The 20718-nt window shown below is 62.3% G+C and carries 22 protein-coding genes; 18 read left to right on the top strand and 4 right to left on the bottom strand.

Going from position 1 to position 20718, the window contains the following annotated elements:
- Positions 1 to 8 precede the first annotated feature (8 nt).
- Positions 9 to 347: a DUF3039 domain-containing protein gene (locus AC6CH8_RS05915; protein ID WP_089595519.1), complete on the top strand. Its 339-nt coding sequence runs from the start codon at positions 9 to 11 to the stop codon at positions 345 to 347.
- 112 nt (positions 348 to 459) lie between these two features.
- The gene (locus tag AC6CH8_RS05910; protein ID WP_420178398.1) at positions 460 to 2235 is read left to right on the top strand and encodes a DEAD/DEAH box helicase; all 1776 of its coding nucleotides are present in this window, start codon (positions 460 to 462) and stop codon (positions 2233 to 2235) included.
- 88 nt (positions 2236 to 2323) lie between these two features.
- Here AC6CH8_RS05910 and AC6CH8_RS05905 read toward each other — a convergent pair whose 3' ends face one another.
- The gene (locus AC6CH8_RS05905; RefSeq protein WP_498189356.1) at positions 2324 to 2950 is read right to left on the bottom strand and encodes an isochorismatase family protein; all 627 of its coding nucleotides are present in this window, start codon (positions 2948 to 2950) and stop codon (positions 2324 to 2326) included.
- Positions 2950 to 4278, bottom strand: coding sequence for a nicotinate phosphoribosyltransferase (locus AC6CH8_RS05900; protein ID WP_498189354.1), 1329 nt, complete (start codon positions 4276 to 4278; stop codon positions 2950 to 2952). Before AC6CH8_RS05900 ends, AC6CH8_RS05905 begins: the two co-directional genes overlap by 1 nt.
- A 37-nt stretch (positions 4279 to 4315) precedes the next feature.
- Between AC6CH8_RS05900 and clpS the strand changes: the two genes are divergently transcribed.
- The 6 genes from clpS (at position 4316) to rdgB (ending at position 8687) form a co-directional block, all read left to right on the top strand.
- Positions 4316 to 4678, top strand: a complete 363-nt coding sequence (gene clpS / locus AC6CH8_RS05895; protein WP_011775237.1) for an ATP-dependent Clp protease adapter ClpS — start codon at positions 4316 to 4318, stop codon at positions 4676 to 4678.
- Positions 4671 to 5237, top strand: a complete 567-nt coding sequence (locus tag AC6CH8_RS05890; RefSeq protein WP_178996802.1) for a DUF2017 domain-containing protein — start codon at positions 4671 to 4673, stop codon at positions 5235 to 5237. Before clpS ends, AC6CH8_RS05890 begins: the two co-directional genes overlap by 8 nt.
- Before the next feature lie 123 nt (positions 5238 to 5360).
- Positions 5361 to 6392 carry a glutamate racemase gene (gene murI, locus AC6CH8_RS05885; RefSeq protein WP_420178396.1) on the top strand — a complete coding sequence of 344 codons (1032 nt, stop codon included), beginning with the start codon at positions 5361 to 5363 and terminating at the stop codon, positions 6390 to 6392.
- Positions 6389 to 7186 carry an MBL fold metallo-hydrolase gene (locus AC6CH8_RS05880; protein WP_091468347.1) on the top strand — a complete coding sequence of 266 codons (798 nt, stop codon included), beginning with the start codon at positions 6389 to 6391 and terminating at the stop codon, positions 7184 to 7186. The genes murI and AC6CH8_RS05880 overlap by 4 nt, the downstream gene beginning before the upstream one ends.
- Before the next feature lie 83 nt (positions 7187 to 7269).
- On the top strand, positions 7270 to 8028 hold the full coding sequence (rph, locus tag AC6CH8_RS05875; protein WP_011775233.1) for a ribonuclease PH: 759 nt from the start codon (positions 7270 to 7272) through the stop codon (positions 8026 to 8028).
- A complete protein-coding gene (gene rdgB, locus AC6CH8_RS05870) occupies positions 8025 to 8687 on the top strand; it encodes an RdgB/HAM1 family non-canonical purine NTP pyrophosphatase (protein WP_091468346.1) in 663 nt (220 codons plus the stop codon). The genes rph and rdgB overlap by 4 nt, the downstream gene beginning before the upstream one ends.
- A gap of 74 nt (positions 8688 to 8761) precedes the next feature.
- Here rdgB and AC6CH8_RS05865 read toward each other — a convergent pair whose 3' ends face one another.
- Positions 8762 to 9523 carry a DedA family protein gene (locus AC6CH8_RS05865; protein ID WP_178997619.1) on the bottom strand — a complete coding sequence of 254 codons (762 nt, stop codon included), beginning with the start codon at positions 9521 to 9523 and terminating at the stop codon, positions 8762 to 8764.
- Between the two features lie 130 nt (positions 9524 to 9653).
- Between AC6CH8_RS05865 and AC6CH8_RS05860 the strand changes: the two genes are divergently transcribed.
- From AC6CH8_RS05860 to AC6CH8_RS05840, 5 genes are all read left to right on the top strand, one after another.
- Positions 9654 to 10055, top strand: a complete 402-nt coding sequence (locus tag AC6CH8_RS05860) for a GntR family transcriptional regulator (RefSeq protein WP_208295805.1) — start codon at positions 9654 to 9656, stop codon at positions 10053 to 10055.
- Positions 10052 to 10987 (top strand): ABC transporter ATP-binding protein, encoded by a 936-nt coding sequence (locus AC6CH8_RS05855; protein ID WP_498189350.1) that lies wholly within the window; start codon positions 10052 to 10054, stop codon positions 10985 to 10987. Before AC6CH8_RS05860 ends, AC6CH8_RS05855 begins: the two co-directional genes overlap by 4 nt.
- A complete protein-coding gene (locus AC6CH8_RS05850) occupies positions 10984 to 11670 on the top strand; it encodes a hypothetical protein (RefSeq protein WP_498189348.1) in 687 nt (228 codons plus the stop codon). The genes AC6CH8_RS05855 and AC6CH8_RS05850 overlap by 4 nt, the downstream gene beginning before the upstream one ends.
- 96 nt (positions 11671 to 11766) lie before the next feature.
- Positions 11767 to 12777: a 3'-5' exonuclease gene (locus AC6CH8_RS05845; protein WP_498189346.1), complete on the top strand. Its 1011-nt coding sequence runs from the start codon at positions 11767 to 11769 to the stop codon at positions 12775 to 12777.
- A gap of 79 nt (positions 12778 to 12856) precedes the next feature.
- Entirely contained in the window at positions 12857 to 13426 is a 570-nt protein-coding gene (locus tag AC6CH8_RS05840; RefSeq protein WP_498189344.1) for a DUF4395 domain-containing protein, read from the top strand.
- Positions 13427 to 13433: 7 nt separating this feature from the next.
- Here AC6CH8_RS05840 and AC6CH8_RS05835 read toward each other — a convergent pair whose 3' ends face one another.
- The gene (locus tag AC6CH8_RS05835; RefSeq protein ID WP_420178389.1) at positions 13434 to 14504 is read right to left on the bottom strand and encodes an ADP-ribosylglycohydrolase family protein; all 1071 of its coding nucleotides are present in this window, start codon (positions 14502 to 14504) and stop codon (positions 13434 to 13436) included.
- 81 nt (positions 14505 to 14585) lie between these two features.
- Here AC6CH8_RS05835 and AC6CH8_RS05830 point away from each other — a divergent pair, with 81 nt between their 5' ends.
- The 5 genes from AC6CH8_RS05830 (at position 14586) to AC6CH8_RS05810 (ending at position 20642) form a co-directional block, all read left to right on the top strand.
- Positions 14586 to 14942: a YidH family protein gene (locus AC6CH8_RS05830; RefSeq protein ID WP_175538584.1), complete on the top strand. Its 357-nt coding sequence runs from the start codon at positions 14586 to 14588 to the stop codon at positions 14940 to 14942.
- Positions 14943 to 14944: 2 nt separating this feature from the next.
- On the top strand, positions 14945 to 15289 hold the full coding sequence (locus AC6CH8_RS05825; protein WP_091468324.1) for a DUF202 domain-containing protein: 345 nt from the start codon (positions 14945 to 14947) through the stop codon (positions 15287 to 15289).
- Between the two features lie 138 nt (positions 15290 to 15427).
- Positions 15428 to 16360, top strand: a complete 933-nt coding sequence (locus AC6CH8_RS05820) for an MIP/aquaporin family protein (protein WP_420178388.1) — start codon at positions 15428 to 15430, stop codon at positions 16358 to 16360.
- Between the two features lie 68 nt (positions 16361 to 16428).
- Entirely contained in the window at positions 16429 to 17634 is a 1206-nt protein-coding gene (locus AC6CH8_RS05815; protein ID WP_474662219.1) for an exonuclease SbcCD subunit D, read from the top strand.
- The gene (locus AC6CH8_RS05810) at positions 17631 to 20642 is read left to right on the top strand and encodes an AAA family ATPase (RefSeq protein WP_498189341.1); all 3012 of its coding nucleotides are present in this window, start codon (positions 17631 to 17633) and stop codon (positions 20640 to 20642) included. The genes AC6CH8_RS05815 and AC6CH8_RS05810 overlap by 4 nt, the downstream gene beginning before the upstream one ends.
- The last annotated feature ends 76 nt before the right edge of the window (positions 20643 to 20718 follow it).

Raw genomic sequence — 20718 nt, 5'->3', positions numbered from 1 at the left:
ACGGTAAGATGTTTGGCATGACTACGCTTCCTCCGGATCCATTCGAAAACGACCCCATGCGCGAGCTTTCCGGAGCCGGAACGTCCACTGCCACCATTGAGCGCGAAGAAACGCGCCAGGAAGTGGAGCCCGGCGACCGCGAGCGGTTTTCGCACTACGTCCGCAAGGAAAAGATCATGGAGTCGGCCCTGACCGGCGAGCCCGTCATTGCCCTGTGCGGCAAAGTCTGGACGCCGGGGCGCGATCCCCAGAAGTTCCCGGTCTGCCCGGAGTGCAAGGAGATTTACGAAGGCCTCCGCCCCGGCAATGACGGTGGAAAAAACGGCGGCCCGGGCAACTCCAAGTAGTGGGTGGGAAGAGAACTCCGGCCCTTTCTGATCTTCACCGGCCTACGGTCCGCTTTGGCGTGCCCGGAAAGCCGGAGAACACCGTCTCTGCCATCAGGCCGGGGGAGTCAGCATGACAGAAACACTTTTTGGTGGACCATCCCTGCCCCCGGCGTATCCGGAGCGCGCAGCCTGGGGTACGGCGCCCAAGCTCCGTGCGTGGCAGCAAGAGGCGCTTGACCTCTACATGACCCGCAATCCGAAGGACTTCCTCGCTGTGGCAACGCCTGGCGCTGGTAAGACCACTTTTGCGCTGCGCATCGCCACCACCCTGCTGGACAGCGGTGTGGTCAACCGCATCACCATCGTGGCGCCCACTGACCACTTGAAGCGGCAGTGGGCAGACGCCGCAGCAAAAGTGGGAGTCGCCATTGATCCCAACTTTAAGAACTCCGATGGCCAACACGGCCGGGGATTCGTGGGTGTTGCCGTCACGTACGCGCAGGTGGCGAGCAAGCCCATGTTGCATCGCGCGAAGACCGAAGCAGCCCGCACCTTGGTGATCCTGGATGAAATCCACCACGGCGGCGAGGCGCTTTCGTGGGGAGACGGCCTCCGGGAGGCCTTTGATCCTGCTGCGCGGCGCCTGTCCCTGACGGGTACCCCTTTCCGTTCGGACACCTCGCCAATTCCCTTCGTCGAATACGCCGAGGACCGGGACGGCATTCGCCGTTCGAAGGCTGATTACACCTACGGCTACGGAAACGCACTGCGGGACCACGTGGTTCGTCCTGTTCTGTTCATGGCCTATTCAGGCCAGATGCGCTGGCGCACCAGTGCCGGCGACGAGATGGCGGCGTCCCTAGGGGAAGCGGCTGTAACCAAGGACATCACCTCGCAGGCTTGGCGGACTGCCTTGAACCCCACGGGTGAGTGGATTCCTGCCGTCCTGGCGGCCGCAGACAAACGGCTCGGCGAGGTTCGGAGGACCGTGCCGGACGCCGGCGGGCTGGTGATTGCCACGGACCATGATGATGCACGCGCCTACGCCGGTCAGCTGAAGAAAATAACGGGCCAATCGCCCACGGTCATTCTCTCTGATGATTCCAAGGCTTCCAGCAAGATCGAGGAGTTCTCCGCGGGGGATCAGCGGTGGATGGTGGCTGTCCGCATGGTGTCCGAAGGCGTGGACGTTCCACGTCTATCAGTGGGCGTCTATGCCACCTCAACCTCAACGCCGCTGTTCTTCGCTCAGGCCGTGGGCCGCTTTGTGCGTGCCCGCAAGAGGGGCGAGACGGCGTCGGTATTCCTTCCGTCCGTACCTCCGCTGATGGTGCTGGCCAACACCATGGAGGCCGAGCGCGATCACGCATTGGACCGCCCTGAAAAGGACGACGACGGCCTCTTCAGCCCGGAAGAAAACCTCATGGCGGAGGCCAACCGCGAGGACAAGGCCTCCGACGAGCTCACCAAGGGCAAGTTTGAGGCCTTGGACTCCCAGGCCTCCTTTGACCGTGTCCTTTTCGACGGCGGCGAGTTTGGCACGGGTGCCGACATCGGTTCGGATGAAGAGCTGGACTTCCTGGGAATCCCGGGGCTACTCGACGCCGAACAGGTAGGCACGTTGTTGCGTCAGCGCCAGCATGAACAGCAATCGCGCAAGAAGCGCCAGTCGCCCTTGGCAGCTGCTGCTGCGCCTGCGGTGCCTGACCACCGCATGCTGATGGACTTGCGCAACGAGCTGGCTAAGAACGTGGCCGCCTGGTCCGCCCGCACCGGCACTCCGCATGGGGTGGTTCATACCAAACTGCGTGAAGTGTGTGGGGGTCCCGCTGTGGCCCAAGCGAACGAGGAGCAGCTGCAGGCGCGCCTGCGAAAGCTCCAGGACTGGTTTATCGGCAGGAAGTAGCTGGTTCCAAAATCAGCAGAAACGAAAAACACCGGAGGGCGCCGCGGTTGCGGCGCCCTCCCTGGTTTTGAGCTTGATAAGGGCGGTTTCAGTCCCGTTCGACTTCGACGCCGGCGGCTTCCATTTCGTCGTAGGCGCCCGAAAGGTCCTCGGCGATTCCGGCTGTAAGTTCAGCGATGACCGTCGTGTTGTAACCGGCCTGGACGGCATCCAGTGCCGTGGCCTTGACGCAGTAGTCCGTAGCCAGCCCTACCACCACCACTTCTTCGACGTCGTGGCTCTGCAGCCAGTCATCGAGCCCTATCGCGTCTTCATCGAGGACCTCCGCTACGGCGGTGCCTGCCTTCAGGTCGCCGGTGGGTACATCGTCTTCAGGAGCCAGGACTCCCTCGAAGCCTGAGTAAGCCGCAGTGAACTGTCCTTTTCGGAAGTACGCCTGGATGTACTCGGGATCAAGGTCTTCGTGGAGTTCTGCACCTTTGCTCCTTGCCCTGCAGTGCGGAGGCCAGGAGTCAACCATGTCCGGGGCCTCTGAAAAGTGGTCGCCGGGCTCGATGTGCCAATCCTGGGTGGCCACGATGTGGTCAAAGTGTTGCTGGTTGGCGTCCACGTACTCGGTGATGGCACCTGCTACGGCGGCGCCACCTTCGACTGCGAGCGTTCCACCCTCGCAGAAGTCATTTTGTACATCGACGATGATCAGGGCCCTGGACATCAGTTCTCCTCGTAGATGGTGGGGATGGCAGCCTCGCCGCGCTGCAGGCGGTTTACGACGGCGGGCAGCTCGGCCATGGTGGCCGCGTGCCGTTCACGGGCACGGATGACGCCTTCAGGTCCGGTCCATCCCGGCAGCACTTCGCCGTTCTTGACGAACTGGTGGAGCAGGACGCGGTCGTTGCCGTCGTCTTCGGGGCGGTGGCCGATCCCAACGATTTCCTGGGTGGCCCGGCCTCGTTCGTTGAGCTTGCGGAGGGCGTATTTGCGTCCACCCACGCTGGCCTTGTTTTTTGCGGCCTTGGCAACCGAAATGAATTCGCCGGCGTCGTTGGTGCGGCTGACCAGCTTGTACACCATGCTGGCCGTCGGTGCCCCGGAACCGGTGACCAGGGAAGTGCCAACGCCGTAGGAGTCCACGGGCGCGGATTGGAGGGCCGCAATGGCGAATTCGTCGAGGTCCGAGGTGACCACGATGCGGGTGTTGACGTTGCCCAGGTCATCCAGCATTTGGCGTACCCACTGCGCCTGGGCAATGAGGTCGCCGGAGTCCAGCCGGACTGCGCCGAGTTTGTCACCGGCCAGCTCGACGGCGGTACGCACCGCCGTCTCGACGTCATAGGTATCCACCAGCAGGGAAGTGCCCGGACCGAATGCGGCGATCTGTGCCTCGAAGGCCTCGCGCTCGGTGTCATGAAGGAGCGTGAAGGAGTGCGCTGCTGTGCCGACGGTCTTGATGCCGTAGCGCCGTCCGGCTTCCAGATTGGAGGTGCTGGCGAAGCCGGCAATCACGGCGGCGCGGGCTGCCGCCGTCGCTGATTCCTCCTGGGTGCGCCGGGAACCCATCTCGATGCAGGGGCGTGTGCCGGCCGCCGAGGTCATCCTTGAAGCCGCGGAAGCAATGGCGCTGTCGTGGTTGAGGACCGAGAGGACGAAGGTTTCCAGGATGCAGGCTTCGGCGAACGTCGATTCGACGATGAGGATCGGGGAGTTGGGGAAGTAGGCGTCACCTTCTGCGTAGCCCCAGATGTCGCCGCTGAATTTGTAGTCGGCGAGGTAGTCCAGCGTTTCCTGGTTGACCACTTTGTTCTGCTCGAGGAAGGCAAGTTCGTCGTTGCCGAACCGGAAGTCGGCAATGCCTTCCAACAGGCGTCCCGTGCCGCCCACCACGCCATAGCGGCGGCCGTCCGGCAGCCGCCGGGCGAATGCTTCGAACACTGATCGGCGGTGCGCGGCGCCCGAGTGTAAGGCTGCCTGAAGCATGGTCAGTTCGTAGTGGTCTGTGTACAAGGAAGTTGCGGGGTGGTCCCACGACGAGGCTCTACTCACGGATTCACTCTAGTGCGAGCCGCCATAGAATGGACAGATGAGCCCTAGCGTTGCGTATGGCACGGACATCGATGAGCGGACGAAAGCTGCAGAGCAATCGTCCACCGATGTCCTGACAGCCCCTGATATCCCGTGGAACCTTGTGATCTGGAATGATCCCGTGAATCTGATGAGCTACGTGAGCTATGTGTTCCAGAGTTACTTCGGCTACTCCGAGTCCAAAGCCCACAAGCTGATGATGGAGGTCCATAAGAAGGGCCGGTCCATTGTGGCCCACGGCAGTAAGGAACAAGTGGAACAGCACGCGGTGGCCATGCACGGTTTTGGTCTCTGGGCCACTGTGGAAAAGGCCGCGAGCGGCAACGAAACACCTGGAAAGGGCGGCCGCCAGCGTGGCTAAGGCATTCAAGTACGGCCTCAAGGGCATCAGCGGATACCTGGAGCCGGCGGAGCGTGACCTCCTGCGCGGTTTGCTTGACGACGTCATTTCCATGCTGGAATCGGATGTCCGGGAAAACGAAGACCCGCTGGCAGCGCTGATCGGCTTGGATATGGACGTCAAGCAGCCCAGCGACCGCGCCCTGTTGCGTCTCCTGCCGAACGTCATGAAGGACGACGACGGCGGCTCGCTGGAGTTCCGCCAGCTCACCGAACGCTCTGTGCGGGAAAACAAGATCGGCGCCTTGAGGGCTGCAGCTTTAGGCCTGGACAAGAACGAGCTCGTTCTGACGCCGGAGGACGCTACCCGCTGGTCTATGGCGTTGAACGACGTCCGGCTTGTACTGGCCGAACGCCTGGACATCCGTGATGAAGCGGATGCCGAGCACATCCACAGCATGCAGGATTGGAGCCAGGCGGAGGACGTGGAGAGTTACCTGGCCCTTGTCTACAACTTCACTACATGGCTCCAGGAGTCTTTGGTGCAGGCGATGATGGCCGCAAGGCAGGCGAAATCCTGATCCGGATGGCGGGTTGCTGCTTCTGCCCTGAAACAAATGCGACTGCCCTGTGACAAATCAGACACGAGGCGGAGAGCACAGGTAATGGCCGCACACCACGGGAAGCCTTATTCTCGAATAATTATGACTTCATCATCGGGTTCCACAAGCGGCGCGTTGGGCAATGACGCCCCCATCGGCAACGGGGAACTCATAGGGGCACGGCCAATCGGCATTTTTGACTCAGGTGTGGGTGGATTGACGGTGGCGCGTTCCATCATCGACCAACTCCCGAACGAATCAATCCTCTATGTGGGCGACACCGCAAACGGCCCTTATGGTCCACTTCCCATTGCCGAGGTCCGGGCGAACGCGCTTGGCGTTATGGACGAGCTGGTGGATTCAGGGGTGAAGTTGCTGACCATCGCCTGCAACTCGGCCTCCGCCGCGGTGCTCCGTGATGCCAGGGAACGCTATACGGCCCGGTATGGCATACCTGTCATCGAGGTTATCCAGCCGGCAGTCCGGCGGGCGGTCTCTGCTACCCGTTCCGGCAGGATCGGTGTCATCGGAACCTCGGCCACTGTAGGGTCCAGGGCTTATGAGGACACGTTCGCTGCCGCTCCGGACCTGACGATTACGTCCGTGGCCTGCCCGGCGTTCGTGAACTTCGTGGAAGCCGGAATCACCACCGGTCCGGATCTCCTGGCCGCCGCCAATGAATACCTGGAGCCACTTAAGGACGCAGGAGTGGACACTGTGGTCCTGGGTTGCACCCACTACCCACTGCTGACCGGCGTCATCTCATTCGTCATGGGCGAGGACGTCACGCTTGTCTCCAGCGCCGAAGAGACCGCCAAGGACGTCTACCGCGCCTTGGCCAACCACGGCATCCAGCGGACAGAGTCCCAAGCACCCAGCCACGAATTCATAGCCACTGGCGATGCCACCCAGTTCGAGACCCTGGCCCGCCGCTTCCTGGGCCCGGAAGTCCTCTCCGTGAAGCACGTGGACCATGTTGCGGCCCAGTACCCCACAGGCAGCCTTGCCCGCATTACTCCCGAGATGCTGGAAGCGGCACGATCGGGAGCGGGGCTGTCCCGCCGCTCGTACTTCGTCCAGCCCGGGGACGCGCTCGCCGGCGGCACCGGCACAACCATGGGGCGTGGCCTGTGAAGCTGACCATTGTGGGCTGCACAGGCTCGTTCCCCGGTCCGGGTTCGCCGGCGTCGTGCTATCTGGTGACGGCCCACGACGGTGAGCGCGAGTGGAAGATCGTGATGGACCTGGGCAGCGGTGCCTTGGGCGCCATCCAGCGCTATACGGACTTGGAAGACATCGACGCGATCTTCCTCACCCACCTGCACCCCGATCACTGCATGGACCTCTGCGGCCTGCATGTCGCGGTCCGGTGGAAGCCCGGTGGATGGGGTCGGGATCGCCTGCCGGTTTGGGGTCCTGCAGCTACTGCAGACAGAATGGCCACGGCCTATGGGCTGGACCTGGATCCCGGCATGCACGAGGAATTCGACTTCACCAACTGGACCGAGCTCAAGCCGGTCACAGTGGGGCCGTTCACAGTGACCCCCTTCGCCGTTAATCACCCCGTTGAAGAGGCTTATGCCTTGCGGGTCACGGCTACGGAACCGGGAAAGGACGGCGTATCCGTGACCAAGATCCTGACGTATTCGGGGGACACCGATTCCTGCCAGGGACTCGAAGATGCCGCGAGGGACTCAGACCTGTTCCTTTGTGAGGCGGCCTTCGAGGAAGGCCGCGACGACGGCATCAAGGACGTCCACCTCACCGGTAAACGTGCGGGCGAGGCCGCCATGAATGCCGGTGCCAAGCGCCTCCTCCTGACGCACATCCCGGTATGGACTTCACAGACCAAAGTGCTGTCCGAAGCCAAACCGGTCTTCACCGGTGACGTGGCTGTTGCCGTAGCCGGGGTCCACTACACAATTTAGCTGTCCGCTTGACCCAGCTGTTCGCTTCGATCCAACTTTGCAGGGCGTCGGGTTGGGGCCCTCAGCTTGGCTAAGCTTGAACCATGACTTCTGAAGCTACAGCCACTCCCGTCATCCGCGCCGATGGCCGGACCCCTGACCAACTGCGACCCATCAGCATTACCCGCGGCTGGTCCAAGCAGGCAGAGGGCTCGGCGCTGATCGAGTTCGGGAACACCCGGGTTCTGTGCACAGCTTCGCTGACCGAGGGTGTGCCCCGTTGGCTCAAGGGCGAAGGCCGCGGCTGGGTAACGGCCGAGTACGCCATGCTTCCCCGGGCCACGAACACCCGGTCCGACCGCGAGTCGGTCAAGGGCAAGATTGGTGGCCGCACCCACGAGATCTCGCGCCTCATTGGCCGCTCGCTGCGCTCCATCATCGACACCAAGGCGCTGGGTGAAAATACGATCGTTTTGGACTGCGACGTCCTCCAGGCCGACGGCGGTACACGCACTGCCGCGATCACCGGCGCCTATGTGGCGCTGGCGGAAGCCATCCGTTTTGCCCGTGAGAACAAGCTGATCGCCCGCAACGCAGAGCCCTTGGTGGACACCATCGCGGCAGTTTCCGTGGGCATCATCGATGGCGTTCCGATGCTGGACCTGCCGTACGTGGAAGACGTCCGCGCGGAGACCGATATGAATGTGGTGGTCACCGGTTCGGGCAAATTTGTGGAAGTTCAGGGAACTGCAGAAGGTGCCCCGTTCGACCGCGACGAACTCAATGCGCTGCTTGATCTCGCCCTCCTCGGCACCACCCAGCTGTCCGCAATCCAGCGCGAGACGCTGGCGGAAGCTCCGTGAGCGGCACGCCGATTCCCGGGGCTCCACGCCTCGTCCTGGCAACACACAATAAGGGCAAGCTGAAGGAGCTCCGCGAACTTCTCCGGGGCCAGGTTCCAGGGCTCGACGTCGACACCCAGGTGGTGGACGCCGCTGCGGCAGGCGCCCCGGATGTTGCCGAAACCGGTGTCACCTTTGCTGAGAACTCCCTCCTCAAGGCCAGGGCCGTGGCGGAAGCGACTGGCCTCCCGGCCATCGCTGACGACTCCGGATTGGCCGTTGATGTGCTGGGCGGGGCCCCCGGTATTTTTTCGGCACGCTGGTCCGGCAGGCACGGCGATGACGTCGCCAACCTGAACCTGTTGCTGGCACAGCTCTCTGACGTTCCGGACTCGTTCCGCGGCGCTGCGTTCGTCTGTGCGGCTGCGCTGGCGGTCCCGGGTCCCGACGGCATTGCCCGCGAGACCGTGGAGTATGGCCAGTTGGAAGGGGCGCTCCTGCGCGAGCCGCGTGGGGAGGGCGGCTTCGGCTACGACCCCGTGCTGCAACCTGCCGGGATGGATCGGAGCTGTGCCGAGCTTAGCTCTGAGGAGAAGAACGCCATCAGCCACCGGGGGCAGGCGTTCCGCGCGTTGCTTCCCGCCATTGTGTCGGCGTTGTCCGAGGCCGGTTCGAACTAGTTCCTTCGTGAACGCAAAAGGCACCCCGCTGTGCGGGGTGCCTTTTTGCTGCGCTTTGGGAGGTTGTCTGAGCCTTAGTGCTCGCTGTGCTTGCCGCCCTCGTGCTCCTCGATGAACTCTTCCACGGGGTCGGTGCCTTCGGCCGCGGCCCTGCGCTTTGCCATGAATCCCCGGCCGATCTCAATGAAGATCGGGATGACGGAGATCAGGACGATGACGATGAAGATGATGTCGATGTTGTTGCCAACCCACTCAAACTGGCCAAGCCATGCACCGAGCAAGGTAACGCCGCCGCCCCAGAGGACTGCGCCAATGACGTTGAAGAGGAAGAATTTGCGCTTGTCCATCTGCGCAACACCCACGATTACCGGCACGAAAGTGCGGATGATGGGAACGAACCGAGCCAGGATCAAAGCCTTGCCGCCGTGCTTTTCGAAGAACGCGTGGGCACTCTCCACGTTTTCCTTCTTGAACAGCCGTGAATCCGGCTTATTGAAGATTGCCGGGCCGGCCTTGGACCCGATGAGGTAGCCGGTTTGGTTGCCGATGATGGCAGCCACGATGATCATGGCGCACATGGCCCACAGATTGAACTCGATGGCGCCGGTGGAGACCAGGAGTCCCGCCGTAAACAGCATGGAGTCACCGGGCAGGAAGAACCCCACCAAGAGGCCTGTTTCCGCGAACACAATGGCGCAGACCAGGAGGACCACCCACGGTCCCAAAGGTGAATCGCGAAGGAAGACGTCGGGGTTCAGCCAGTCCGGCAGGAACGAAGCCATAGGCGGCGAAACCGGTCCCGCGCCTCCGAAGGTGGATACGGCAAGGTCGCTTATCGCAGAAAAGATCACCCATCAAGCCTACTTGACGGCCGTCGTCGAATTTTTCCTGGTTATCCCTTGACTGCTGGTTTGCTGGTTGTATGGTTAGTTACATGAGTAATGAACCAGTGAGGCGGTGGTGCTCATGATCGATGACAGCAAGCCGATCTTCATGCAGATCGCCGAACTCATCGAAAACGGAATCGTGGACGGCACCATGGCTGAAGAGTCGCAGGTTCCTTCCACCAATGAGTTCGCCGCTTTCCACCGCATCAACCCGGCGACTGCCGCCAAGGGCGTCAATCTGCTGGTGGATTCAGGAATTCTCTATAAGCGCAGGGGGATAGGGATGTTCGTCGCCACAGGAGCGCGCGCCCAGTTGGTAGCACGCCGCACCGAGGAATTCTTCGAGCAGTACGTCAAGCCGCTCGCCATGGAGGCCCGAAAGTTGGGCATCTCACCAGAGCAGCTGAACACGATGATTGAACGCAGCTCCGGGCTTGCACCGGAAACCGGGACAGACAAGGAAAGGAGCGCGGCCCTGTGAACGACACCATCGTCGAGGCCCGTAACCTGATCAAGCATTACAAAGACCTCAACGCTCTGGACAACATTAACCTCAGCCTCTCTGCGAACCGCATTTACGGCTTGCTGGGACGCAACGGTGCGGGCAAGACCACGTTGATGTCAATCCTCACCGCCCAAGCCTTCGCCACTTCCGGCGAAGCACTGGTTTTTGGCGCCAGCGCCTACGAGAACGATGCCGTCTTGTCCCGGATCTGCTTCATCCGTGAATCGCAGAAATACCCGGACGACTTCCAGCCGCAGCACGCCTTCCGATCCGCGGCGCTCTTCTACAAGAACTGGGACCAAGGATTCGCTGACCGCCTCGCCGAAGACTTTCAGCTTCCCGTCAAGCGCCGGATCAAGAAGCTCTCACGTGGTCAGCTGTCCGCCGTCGGAGTCATCATTGGCCTCGCCTCGCGCGCAGAACTGACGTTCTTCGATGAGCCGTACCTGGGTCTCGACGCCGTCGCCCGGCAACTGTTCTATGACCGTCTGGTGGAGGACTACGCCGAACACCCCCGCACCATCATCCTTTCCTCACACCTGATCGACGAGGTAGCGAACCTCCTTGAACACGTCATCGTGATCGACCGGGGGCGGATCATCATGGACGCCGATGCCGACGAGATCCGGGGTTCGGCTGTCACTGTTTCGGGTTCCGCAGAAAAAGTGGACGCCTTCCTGGCTGGCCGCAGGATCCTGCACCGCGAAACATTGGGCTCCTTGGCCTCCGTCACGGTGGACGAGGTTCTCAGCGGCCCCGAACGCACCGAAGCCCAGGAGTTGGGCCTTGAGCTGTCGCCGGTTTCCTTGCAGCAGTTGGTGGTGCGGAAGACCATGGCCGGTACCGAAGCCGGCCTCTCATCAACTACCGGAGACTTCGCCGATGACACGATGGAGGCAAAGCGATGAGCAGGACGCTGGCAGTTGCCCGGATGCAGCTGATTAATAAGTGGACGTACATCGGATGGCCATTGACCATCCTGGCGGCATCCTTCCTGATGTCGCTGGCTATCTTCGCGCTCATTCCCGTCACCGAGGGGAAAAATGGTGGCGGCAGCCAGGCGCCCTTGTGGTACTTCCTGGTCCTTGGAATCCAGAGTATGACCTTGGTCTTTCCCTTCTCTCAGGGCCTCAGCATCAGCCGACGTGCGTTCTACCTGGGAACCCTGGGCCTCTTCTCACTGATCGCGGTCGGGATGACAGTGCTCTACATGCTGGGTGGCGTCGTCGAACGGGCAACCAACGGCTGGGGTGTCTATGGCTACTTCTTCAATATCCCCTGGGTAACGGATGGTCCTTGGTACTCGACAGCAGCATTCTTCTTTGTGCTGATGATGTTCATGTTCATCATCGGGTTCTGGTTCGCCACCATCTTCAAGCGTTGGGGCACCACTGGAACGCTGGTTTCAACCCTGGGCACAGCAGTTGCCCTGATCGGTGCCGCCGCCCTCACGACGTTCTTGCAGGGATGGGGACTTGTTGGAAGCTGGTTCGCCCAGCAGACGCCGCTCAGCATCAGCGGATGGGCTGCGCTGCTGTGCGTCATCCTGGCGGCCGGTTCCTACACAACCCTTCGCAGGGCCACCCCATAGGCATCCAAATGTAGCGTTGGCCACAATGCAGGACGGAAGGGCCGCCCCGCCGCGGAAATCGGCAAGGGCGGCCTTTTCCACCTGTAATCTTGTCCAGTGGCATTGGACTTTACGGCGATCGACTTTGAAACAGCCAACGGCTTCCGGGGGTCGCCGTGTTCGGTAGGCCTCAGTAAAGTCCGTGGCGGAGTAGTCGTGGAGGAAGCCTCCTGGCTCATGCGCCCGCCCGAAAACCACGATCATTTCGAGTTCCATAACACGCGCATCCACGGCATCCGCGCGGAAGACGTCGCTGATCGCCCGCGGTTCGGGGAGCTCTTCCCGGAAATTGGCGCCTTCATCGGTGACGACGTACTCGCTGCGCACAACGCAGCCTTCGACCTCGGCGTTATCCGGTCAGGCCTGGAAGTCTCCGGTCTTGCCGGGCCAGCCTACGACTATGTGTGCACTGTGATGCTGTCCCGCCGCTGCTACTCCTTGGTGTCCAACTCTTTGCCCTATGCCGCCGAGGAGGCAGGCGTTCCCTTGGTCAACCACCACGACGCCGCGGAAGACGCCCGTGCCTGCGCCGGAATCCTTGTGGACATCGCCCGGCGGAACAACGCCAACAGCATCGCCGAGCTCTACCTCTCCCTTGGCCTCAACCTGCCGAAGCAACCGGCCTTCGATCCAGCCCAAGGTCTGTCCAAAGCGACCATGTCCGCACTCGCTGCCAGAGCCGGAAGCTTCGCAGAACGAACACTGGAGCGAGCACTTGGCGTCCCCAGCGGTTTTCAGAGCTGGCCGGAGGAGGGCCCAAACCCCTTGCCGAACCCGGCTGCGGAACCCGGACATCCGCTCTTCGGCCAGACAGTGGTCTTCACGGGCGACCTCGCCATCACCAGGCCGGACGCGAAATCCCGCGCCGCGGACATGGGTGCACGTCCGGAAAGCCGGGTCACAGCACGCACTACTGTGCTGATCGTCGGTGATGGCTTCGTGGCAGGCGACCTTCGCGCCGGCCGACTCACTGGCAAAGCCAAACGGGTCCTGGAACTGCACGCCAAGGGCCAGAAAATCGAGGTTGTGTCTGAGGGCGAGTTCCTGCAGATGGTGGGCGGCGCGTAACCTTCCGGCCGCCGGGTCATCCGGTCATACTGCGCAATAATCCTTCCCGCCGGAAGAGCGGCACTCCTAGCCTTGGGGGGTGACCAAGTCAGCCCTTCCCCAAGCTCCCGAGCGCCGTCCTGCCAGCGGTCCCGCTCCTTCTGGCGCTGCAACAAACGGTGGGGCTGGTTGGCGGGCTTTTTTCGCTTTCCCCAATCCCGTTAATGAATATGCTGCCCGGATCACGGCCGGACTGGTTGTGGTGGTGGCCGTCGCCACCTTGCTGACCGGCTGGGGTTGGGGCTTGGTGGTACTTGCTGTCGGATTCTGGCTTCGCGTGCTGTTTGGACCACGAGTCTCCCCGATCGCTCTTCTGTCAGTCAAGGTGTTGGCACCAAGGATCGGGCACGCCAAGCTTGTGGCCGGTCCTCCCAAGCGGTTCGCCCAAGGGATCGGCGCCGCACTGACGAGTGCCGCCGTCGTGCTGTTTTTCACCGGCTTCCAGCCGGCCGCCTGGATTCTGCTGGCACTGCTGATCGTGGCGGCTTCGCTGGAAGCGTTTGTGGGTTTCTGCCTCGGCTGCGCGATCTTCGGGTTCCTTCAGCGCAGGGGCCTCATCCCCGAGGACGTGTGCGAGGCCTGCAACAACGTGACGCTCCGCCGGATCTAGCTATTGTTTAGCCGGTGGTGACGGCAAGCAACCTGTCCGCCATGCCACGAATGACGTCCGGCGCTTCCAAGGACTCGAGCCAGTCGGACGGCAGGCCGTCCTCGCCGTAGTAGGCCCCCAGGATGTTTCCCGCAATGGAGCCTGTGGAGTCGCTGTCGCCACTGTGGTTGATGGCCACGGATATTGCATTGCGGAAGTGTTCTGCTGGCGTGCCGCCGCTGGTGGCCAGCACAGCGTAGAGCCCGACGGCGAGTGCCTCCTCAGCAATCCAGCCCTCACCGAGCGCTGTGGTCAGTCCTTCCGGGTCCAGTGGGGCAGGTTGCAACGACGACTGCAGGGCGGCTTCCAGTCGTTTCGCCAGCTCGGGTGCTTTGGTGGGGACACCGTTGACATAGCTGAGGGCCTCGATAGCGGAGGTGCGGATGTCGCTTCCGGCCACGATGTTGTGGATCAGCAGGCTGAATGCTGCTGCGCTGAGTCGCGCCGAAGGGTGTCCGTGCGTCAACGAGGCGGCGTCCGAGCTGAGTTTGTAGACGGCTTCCCTTGAAATGTGGGGGATGAGTCCGAACGGGGCTGAACGCATCACAGTGCCGCACCCTTTGGAGTCGGCATTGACGGGTCGTGCAACTGTTCCCATTTCCCCCGTTGCCAAACCACTGAGGCAGGCATTTCCGGGTGCCCGGCGGTGACGCAGGACCTCCTGGGAGTCGATCCAGCGCGGTTGCGGCACGGGAGCGGAGGAGGCAACAGCAACATCCTGGGTAGCGAGCCAGCGGAGGTAGGCCAACCAAAGGCAGGCGATTTCGTCCGCCGCTAGGCCGTCGTTGGCCCATTCGAGCGCTTCCACAAGGCCGTCAACGGTGTATAACGTCATCTGCGTGTCATCCGAGAAGTGGCTGCCGCCGTCGAGTTGCGCGAAGGACGTCAGGCCGCCGGAACCATAGCGGGCACGGATCGCGGCAATGGAGTCGAACTCCACGGCATAACCAAGGGAATCACCCAGGGCTCCTCCCAGAAGTGACCCGTGCACTCGGGATTCGAAGGAAGGAACAGCGGGGGATTTAGGCTCAACACTCATGCCTGTAATTTACCGTGCCCGTGAACCGCCGCTGATATGGTGGGGAAGCTGCACGGCACTGACAAAACTTGGAGTGACATTTTGCGTGAACCTGCTTGGCGACGGACAGGCAAGACGCCCGACTACAGGTTTTCCCTTGCCAACGAACGCACTTTCCTCGCGTGGATCCGCACGTCCCTGGCATTGCTCGCCGGCGCGGTTGCCGTTGACCAGCTGGCTCCGAACATCGCGCCCACACCCGTCCGGCTGGTCCTTTGCGTCTTGCTGGCTCTGGTCGGGGCGGGCCTGGCGGCACTTTCCTACCGCCGTTGGGGGCAGATGGAAGCGGCGATGCGCAACGATCAGGCGCTCCCGTTCTCCAGGGTCATGCTGTTCATGACCATTGTGGTGGCCGTAGCGGCGTTCGCCTTCGCTGTGCTGATATTGGTGGCGCGGTAAGCATGGAAGTCCGCGACCCCGGGTTGCAGCCCGAGCGCACCACCTTGGCATGGCGCCGGACGCTGATCTCGTTGGTAGTAGTGGACTTGTTTATCTGGCGGAGCTGGCTGACGTCTGAGCCCTCCACGGGCAACCTCGTCGCCGGTCTCCCCGGACTTGATTACCAAGGGATCTGTGCACTCATGGCGGCACTTGCCACCATCGTGCTGGCGTCCGTGGTGTGGGTTCGCTCACGCCAACTCCAAGTTGGAAACGAGGCGGCATCAGCCCGGCTCGTCCTGGTCAGCACGCTGGCTGTGATGGGCCTTGGTGCCACTGCCATCGCTGCCATTGCCCTGGGTGGATAAGCTTGGAGGCGGGATTCAGCAACCGCCCAGACTCTGATGGCAGGATACTCAGTGGCTTTGAGCTTGCGTTACCCCTGCCAATACCAGCATGCGGCCGGTCAATCCGGCATCCATACCAACCGTAAGGACCCCTTCGACATGACCTCTCCTGTACAAGCGACGCCTGAACACCAACCGGGACTACTTGCCCGGCTGTCGGCTGAAGCTTTGGGTTCGATGTTCGTTGTGGTTGCCGCGGTGGGAGTCGGGATATTTTCGAATCCTGGTGGGGCGCCCTTGCCGGTGGCTCTTGCCACGGGCCTGGCGGTGACAGTGGCAATGCTGGCTTTCGGCTATGTCTCCGGCGGGCACTTCAATCCGGTGATCACCTTAGGCAATTTGATTGCCGGCCGCATCCGTGCCGTGGCGGCCTTAGCCTATGTGGCGGCCCAAATCATTGGCAGCGTCGTTGGTGCTGCCTTGATCTATTTCGTAGTGACCACCGTGCCTGTCCTCACGGACGCCAGGGCGGCGTTCGACGTCGTTGCCCCGGGGTTCGGTGAGCATGCTTCCGCGCAAACGCAGATGGCAGGAGTTCTGCTGGTCGAAGTCCTCGGTTCGGCCCTTATTGTGGCCGTATTCCTTGGTGCGACCGCTGGACGACGCGCTCTTCCGGCCATGGCCCCCTTCGCAGTAGGCCTTGCAATGGCTGTCCTGCTTCAGCTGGGGCAGGTCCTGGGAAACCTTCCCTTCAACCCCGCTCGGGCAACGGCCCAGGCATTCTTCAGCTCGCCTTGGGCGATTGAGGGTCTATGGCTCTTCTGGGTGGCCCCGCTGATGGGTGCCGCGCTTGCGGGTCTCGCTTTCCGTGGTTTCCAAGGCCTGTCACAGGCCACCGTCGCCGTGACCGACGACGTCCAGGGCGGAAGCGATGGGGTGAACGACTCCTTCGACGCCAATGACGAGCCGGTTGAGGATGTTCAGGTCAGCGAAGCTCCTGTGAAATCTGACGGGAACGCTTCCCGACGTGCGCCGGCTGCGCCTGTCAATGATGACGCCCGTGACTTCTTCGACGGGAAAAAGGGCAAATAACCGCACGGGGTCGACGGCGGACGGCTCGCCTGCGCTTTATTGTCGGTGCCCCCGGTTAACTTGAGAATATGCGGTTACTTCATACTTCCGATTGGCACCTTGGCCGATCATTCCACGGCGTTGGCATGCTTGAAGCCCAACGCAACTTCGTGGACCAGTTGGTATCGCTGGTTGAATCCAAGTCCGTTGACGTGGTGCTCATAGCAGGAGACGTCTACGATCGTGCCTTGCCCGGGCTGGATGTGGTCAAACTGCTGGATGATGCCCTTGTGCGCATTACTCAGGCAGGGGCCGGGGTTGTCCTGACCAGTGGCAACCACGACTCCGCCATCAGGCTGGGCTTTGCCTCCCGCCTGTTGGAACGCGGGGGAGTGCACCTGAGGACGCGCGTGGAAGATCTTGATGTGCCAATCCTCTTGCCCCTCGGAGCCGATGGACGTGGCGCCGATGGGCATGGCAAGGACGGCACCGGAAACGGCCACGTTGCCATTTACGGCATTCCCTATCTTGAACCCCGGCTTGTGGCTGAGCGTCTGGGCGCTGAAAACGCCAACCACTTTGATGTCACCTTGGCGGCAGTGGATCGGATCCGGCAGGATGTTGAAGCCCGCCGCGCATCCGGACCCGTTTATCCGGTGGTTCTAGCGCATACCTTTGCCAGCGGCGGCATTACCTCGGAAAGCGAACGGGACCTGAGCATCGGCGGCCTGGGAGCAGTTCCACTGGATCTCTTTGAAGACTTCACCTACACCGCACTGGGACACCTCCATGGGCGGCAGGAGCTGGCACCCAATGTCCGGTACTCCGGTTCTCCCTTGGCCTATTCATTCTCGGAGGCCAAGCACCATAAAGGCGCCTGGCTGGTGGACCTTGACGCCCATGGAGTGATCGCTGTTGAGGAAGTTGTGTGGGATGCCCCCAAATCCCTTGCCACCTTGCGTGGAACGCTGGATGATCTGCTCGGCGCCGAAGAGCATGCCTGGGCAGAGAGTGCTTACTGCCAGATCACGTTGACGGATGCGCAACGGCCTGCGCAGGCCATGGAAAAGGTGCGCACCCGCTTCCCTGACACCCTGGTTCTCTCCTTCGATCCCCAAGGTGCAGAGGCGCGGACTTCCACCAGTTACAGCAATCGGCTCGCCGCTGCCGAAGACGACCTTGGAGTCTGCTGTGGATTCCTGGAACACGTCAGGGATCGCGGTGCCAGCGATGCAGAGGAAGCGGCGCTGCAGGAAGCACTTGAAGCTGTCCGGTTGCAGGAGGCTGAGCTGTGAGAATCCATCGTTTGGAGATCGAAGCCTTCGGTCCGTTTGCGACGCCCCAACACATTGACTTCGACCATGTGAGCGCACAGGGCCTTTTCCTCCTCAACGGCGCTACGGGTGCCGGCAAGACCAGCATTCTGGATGCGATCTGTTTCGCCCTGTACGGGTCCGTTCCGGGTGCCCGCCAGGAAGGGAAACGGCTACGAAGCGACCATGCGGCGCCAGGCGCGGAGCCGCGCGTGGTCTGTGAGTTCTCAGCACGCGGGCGGCGTTTTGAAGTGACGCGATCGCCGGCGTGGGAACGGCCCAGCGCCCGCGGACGCAACGGATTCACCACCCAGCAGGCCAAGACCCTCCTCCGGGAACGGGTGGCAGGAAGCTGGGAAGAGAAATCTTCCAGGAACGATGAGGTAGGTGCCGAGCTCTCGGACGTCCTTGGGATGGACCGGGAGCAGTTCACCCGGGTGGTGATGCTGCCCCAGGGCGACTTCGCGGCTTTCCTGAGGTCCAAGGCCAACGACCGGTTGGAACTGCTGCAAAAGTTGTTCGGCACGCACCGTTTTGAAGCTGTTGAACGCCAACTTGTTCAGCAAGCAGCTGAGGCCACCCGGGCCGTGCAGGAGAACGCGTCAGATCTCAAGTTGCTGCTTGACCGGGTTGCATCGGAGCAGGAACAGCTGGGCCTTGCCGCAGTCGCTCCAACCGCCGGCAAGGAGCCAGGACAGGAACCTGAGGCCTGGCTTGCCGCTGTGGAAGCGGGAGTCAGTGCTGAATGGAAGCGGCGGCAGGACGAGGCCGCTGAGGCAGAATCCCTGGCTACCCGCCTGATGGAACAATTCCAAGAAGCTCAGGAGAAGTCGCTACGGCATGGGCGGCTCGGCGCTGCGATGCAGCGGCGGGTCCTGCTGGAGCTGGCAGCGCCCCGGGCTCTGGAGAACAAGGAGATGCTCGGAAAGCACCGACGTGCCGCTGTTCTCGGCGGCCATCTGGAAGCGGTCGATACTGCAGCGCGCAAACTCGAAGCCGCGGCTGCGCGGACGGAAGGCCTGCGAGGGAAGCTTGCCGCGGTCGGCTTGGAGACAACAAACACTGCCGCTGCCTTGGAAGGCGTCAAGGCAAGCAGCGCAGTCCTTGAGGCCCGGCTGCCCGATGAGCAGCGATTGGAAGAGATCACGGCGCGCCTTGCAGCCAGGCGTAGTCAAACGGCGGAACATCAAGCCGCTGCCGAGGCTTCGGCGGGCGTGCTGGAACAGCTGCGCGAAGACGTGTCCACTGTGGAGTCGCAAATCCAGCCCCTCGAGCCTTTGGCCGGCCAACTGACAGAACTGGAACGGAATGCTGAGGCTGCGGCTGAGCTGGTTCGAATCGTAGCCCGCCATGAAACGGCTGCCAGCGAGTTGGCCGAGGTTACCGGAAAGCAGCTCCAGGCCCGGTCGGCGTCACAGGACCTCCGGCAACAGTGGCTCGACGTCCGCGAGCTGCGTTTGGCCAACGCAGCAGGGGAGCTGGCCGCGGCACTGGAAAGCGGTAAGCCGTGCGCTGTTTGCGGCAGCCAAGAGCACCCCAATCCTGCCGAAGCAGTGCGATCAGCACTCTCCCTGGCCCAGGAAGAGGAAGAAGCCAAGGAACAGTTCGAGGCCAGTGAAAAAGCCCTGGGGCTCCTCACCGAACAAGTTTCCTCCGCAGCCCAGGTGCTTGCCGGCCTGGTTGCCCAAGGGGGTGCAACCGATGCTGCTGAAGCAGAGGCCAACCGGATATCCGCGCAGGACGCTGCCTCGGCGGCACGAAAGGCGGCAGGCTTGCTGGAGAAGCTTCGCGGCCGGCAGGAAGCCCTCACCAAGAGGATCTCTCTGGTGCAGGAAGAACACGACGCTTCCGTGAGCGAGGCGGCACAGGCGTCGTCCGCTGTTCACCTGCTTCAGGAGCAATGTGTTGCCCTTGAAACGGATCTGGCCGGCTTAAGGGGGGACTTCCCGAGCCTGCGTGAACGGCTGGATGCACTCATGGCTGAGCGCGGGCTCTTGCAAGCCGTCGCGGACGCAGATGTGGAACTGGAACGGGCGGAGCAAGCCCTGGCAGACGCCGCCGCGTCGCTTGAAAGGGCCTTGCCGGAATCCGGTTTCACCTCCGCTGACGACGCTCGCCGGGAGATACTCTCACCGGCCGATGTTGTGGGCCTTGAGAAAGACCTGGCTGATTTCGACGCTGAATCATCCCGCTTGGATGAGTTGTTTGCCAGCGAGGACCTGGTCCTTGCCGCCAAGGAAGCGAACATAGGCGAGCTTCCCTTGGGAGAAGCTGAACTTGCTGAATCGAAGCTGATTGCTTCCAATGCCGCAAATACTGCGCGGGCTGAGGCTTTGTCTGCGGGCATGGCCGGAAAATCGGCGGCCGCTGTTGCCCGGTTGCGGAGGGAGTATCAAACCCTGGCACAAGCGGGAAGCGAACCGCGGAACAGGGCGCACATGCTTGCTGAGCTGGCCGACACCTTGAGGGGATCGGGCGACAACAGCTACCGGATGAGCCTGAACACCTATGTCCTCGCTGCGCGGCTGGAACAAGTGGCAACCGCCGCCTCCGAGCGGCTCGTGGCCATGAGCGACGGCAGATATACGTTGCAGCATACGGACGCCAAGGCCGCCAGGGGAGCGAAGTCCGGCCTCGGGCTTGAAGTCGTAGACGAATGGACTGGCCAGCGCCGGGACACCTCCACCCTCTCTGGCGGCGAATCCTTCATGGCGTCGTTGTCATTGGCACTTGGCCTTGCCGATGTCGTCCAGCAGGAGGCCGGCGGCGTGGACATCGAGACACTGTTTGTTGATGAAGGCTTCGGCAGTCTCGATGAACAAGCCCTGGAACAAGTGATGGATGCCTTGGAGGGACTGCGCGACGGCGGCCGGGTAGTTGGGTTGGTCAGTCACGTCGGGGAGATGAAGCAACGCATCACCAGCCAGCTACAGGTGGTCAAGGGCAGGCACGGTTCCAGCGTGCGGATTGCCGACGCCGTGCCCGTCTGACAGCTATCCGATAGACTTAACCCGTTACACCGGGTCGCGCGCATCGGGAGGAGGGACGATGCGCACTCTTTAGCGA

Source organism: Paenarthrobacter sp. GQ52 (genome assembly GCF_059759005.1).
This window is presented reverse-complemented; position numbering and strand designations above follow the sequence as displayed.

What these genes read in the sequence shown, in the direction of transcription:
- AC6CH8_RS05915 (WP_089595519.1), top strand. Translation starts at nt 9, where the DNA reads ATGTTTGGCATGACTACGCTTCCTCCGGATCCATTCGAAAACGACCCC.
- AC6CH8_RS05910 (WP_420178398.1), top strand. Translation starts at nt 460, where the DNA reads ATGACAGAAACACTTTTTGGTGGACCATCCCTGCCCCCGGCGTATCCG.
- AC6CH8_RS05905 (WP_498189356.1), bottom strand. Translation starts at nt 2,950, where the DNA reads ATGTCCAGGGCCCTGATCATCGTCGATGTACAAAATGACTTCTGCGAG.
- clpS (WP_011775237.1), top strand. Translation starts at nt 4,316, where the DNA reads ATGAGCCCTAGCGTTGCGTATGGCACGGACATCGATGAGCGGACGAAA.
- murI (WP_420178396.1), top strand. Translation starts at nt 5,361, where the DNA reads ATGACTTCATCATCGGGTTCCACAAGCGGCGCGTTGGGCAATGACGCC.
- rph (WP_011775233.1), top strand. Translation starts at nt 7,270, where the DNA reads ATGACTTCTGAAGCTACAGCCACTCCCGTCATCCGCGCCGATGGCCGG.
- AC6CH8_RS05860 (WP_208295805.1), top strand. Translation starts at nt 9,654, where the DNA reads ATGATCGATGACAGCAAGCCGATCTTCATGCAGATCGCCGAACTCATC.
- AC6CH8_RS05850 (WP_498189348.1), top strand. Translation starts at nt 10,984, where the DNA reads ATGAGCAGGACGCTGGCAGTTGCCCGGATGCAGCTGATTAATAAGTGG.
- AC6CH8_RS05835 (WP_420178389.1), bottom strand. Translation starts at nt 14,504, where the DNA reads ATGAGTGTTGAGCCTAAATCCCCCGCTGTTCCTTCCTTCGAATCCCGA.
- AC6CH8_RS05825 (WP_091468324.1), top strand. Translation starts at nt 14,945, where the DNA reads ATGGAAGTCCGCGACCCCGGGTTGCAGCCCGAGCGCACCACCTTGGCA.
- AC6CH8_RS05820 (WP_420178388.1), top strand. Translation starts at nt 15,428, where the DNA reads ATGACCTCTCCTGTACAAGCGACGCCTGAACACCAACCGGGACTACTT.
- AC6CH8_RS05815 (WP_474662219.1), top strand. Translation starts at nt 16,429, where the DNA reads ATGCGGTTACTTCATACTTCCGATTGGCACCTTGGCCGATCATTCCAC.